The 1923-nt window shown below is 37.1% G+C and carries 4 protein-coding genes; 2 read left to right on the forward strand and 2 right to left on the reverse strand.

Features of this window, described 5'->3' with window-relative positions; translation table 11 throughout:
* Nucleotides 1–91: 91 nt before the first annotated feature.
* A complete protein-coding gene (locus JCM11969_RS16545; RefSeq protein ID WP_027822196.1) occupies nt 92–448 on the reverse strand; it encodes a type II toxin-antitoxin system YafQ family toxin in 357 nt (118 codons plus the stop codon).
* Nucleotides 448–726, reverse strand: a complete 279-nt coding sequence (locus JCM11969_RS16550) for a type II toxin-antitoxin system Phd/YefM family antitoxin (protein WP_002834561.1) — start codon at nt 724–726, stop codon at nt 448–450. The genes JCM11969_RS16545 and JCM11969_RS16550 overlap by 1 nt, the downstream gene beginning before the upstream one ends.
* A gap of 76 nt (nt 727–802) precedes the next feature.
* On the opposite strand from JCM11969_RS16550, the gene JCM11969_RS16555 reads away from it, so the two are divergent.
* Nucleotides 803–1390, forward strand: coding sequence for a site-specific integrase (locus JCM11969_RS16555; RefSeq protein WP_054712988.1), 588 nt, complete (start codon nt 803–805; stop codon nt 1388–1390).
* A 12-nt stretch (nt 1391–1402) separates the two neighbouring features.
* The gene (locus JCM11969_RS16560) at nt 1403–1762 is read left to right on the forward strand and encodes a hypothetical protein (protein WP_046870853.1); all 360 of its coding nucleotides are present in this window, start codon (nt 1403–1405) and stop codon (nt 1760–1762) included.
* The last annotated feature ends 161 nt before the right edge of the window (nt 1763–1923 follow it).

Consider the following 1923-nt stretch of genomic DNA (forward strand, 5'->3'; position numbering starts at 1 on the left):
CGCCCCTCAAAATCATTGTTAAAATAACCCCCAATATCTATAATATGGATATTAGGGGTTATTTATTTTCATATTATAAAAATAACTTCTTCTATTTGTCATTTTTTCGATACCTTTTAGCACGATTTTGACCAGGAAATAAACGATCATGCGATCCGACTCGAATGCCAATTAAGACTAGTTCATCTTTATCAATCGTATAAACCACCAGGACATCGTTAGTTTCGCTTGGTGTTTTGTTTTTCGGAGTATCTCGCAAGTGAAATTCATTATACCCGCTCATTCGCCGATTAAGCTCATGATCTTCAAATTCTGGTGGTAATTGTTGCTGCTCAAGCAACAGGTCAATGGCTGCTCGAACTTCATCAATAATAGATTTGTCTAAACTGGCTAACCGTTTTAGATCAGCATTAAAGGTTGCACGTGGTTTAAATCTTAGTTTTTTCATTATTTAAACTGACCCCAATAATCATCATTTGATTCAACAATTTCATCATCAGGTAAAACATGGCGTTTAATTAACTGATCACGCGCAATTGCATATTCTAACGAACCTTCTTTCGCTTTTAATGCTCTTTCTAGCCAGTCCATTTTTTCTTGTGAAACGATGGCCACTGCGCGACTGTTTGAACGAGCAATATAAACGGTTTCGTCTTCGTCATTAACTTGATCTAAATATTTTTTTAGGTTAGCGCGAAAATCGCTCTGTGTTAGTGCTAATGTCATATTTACCACCCTTTCATTGTACTTAATATTGTACTTTAATTTGTACTAAAAATCAATTTTTTAAGGAGCTAAAACTATGCAACAAGTTGTCTTACCCATCAAAGATTCAAACGTTCTCAAAGAGGTTCAAGATACCTTACTCAACAACTTTAAAGCTGGCCGGCGTAACTATACAGTTTTTCAAGTTGGCAAAGCGACACTGTTGCGAGTCAGTGATGTCATGCGCTTAAAACAGATAGACATTTTTAATCCGGACGGGTCTATTAAACAAAATGCGTTCATTCACGATCGAAAAACGGGTAAGCCTAATACCTTGTACCTTAAACCAGTTCAAACAGAGCTCTTATTGTATCGCCAATGGCTACTTGATCATCAGCTGGATTCTGAATGGCTCTTTCCTTCCATTCAACACCCCAAACGCCATATCACGGAAAAACAGTTCTACAAAATTATGAGTAAGGTTGGCGATCTGTTAGGAATTAATTATCTAGGGACCCACACAATGCGCAAAACCGGGGCTTATCGCGTCTACACACAATCTAATTATAATATTGGTTTGGTCATGCACTTATTAAATCATTCCAGTGAAGCAATGACTTTAGCTTATTTAGGCTTAGACCAGGCTAGTACTGAAACGATGCTGGATAAAATTGATTTTGGTTAGGAGGCTGGCTTTATGGATTTAGATTTTAAATCAAACAAGTATGATCTTTTTGATGATTGGCATCAAAACAAGACTAAACAAGCCTTTACACAAAAGTTGCAGCAACAAGCTCAACTTGAAAAAACACAGCTGCCACAGTTATTGTCGCGTGAAGATTTAAAAATTCGCTGGCAGATGAACTCTCGTCAAAGTGTTCATCAAGTTGCTAGTAAGCCTGATTTTCCGCAACCCGTTTTTGCTTTTAATCATGGTAAGACGCCACTTTACTTAGCAACTGAAATTCAAATTTTCGAAATTAATCACCCTTGGGTAATAACTCCCGGTGCCCGTCTTGCTTATAGTCATTGGATCCTTCGTAATGTGATTGATTAATCTTAAGATTTAACTCTAGGTTTGTGATAGTTGGCGTTAGCCTTCTAATACAAATAAACCCCATCAAAATGGGGTTTAAATCTACCATTGACACTTGTCAAGGGTGTAAGTGCGCATTGACCTCTTTTAACTCGGTCTTCTGATTCTCTTAACTTTAATTT

Origin of the sequence: Secundilactobacillus paracollinoides DSM 15502 = JCM 11969, assembly GCF_001311135.1 — a bacterium.
GTDB lineage: Bacteria > Bacillota > Bacilli > Lactobacillales > Lactobacillaceae > Secundilactobacillus > Secundilactobacillus paracollinoides.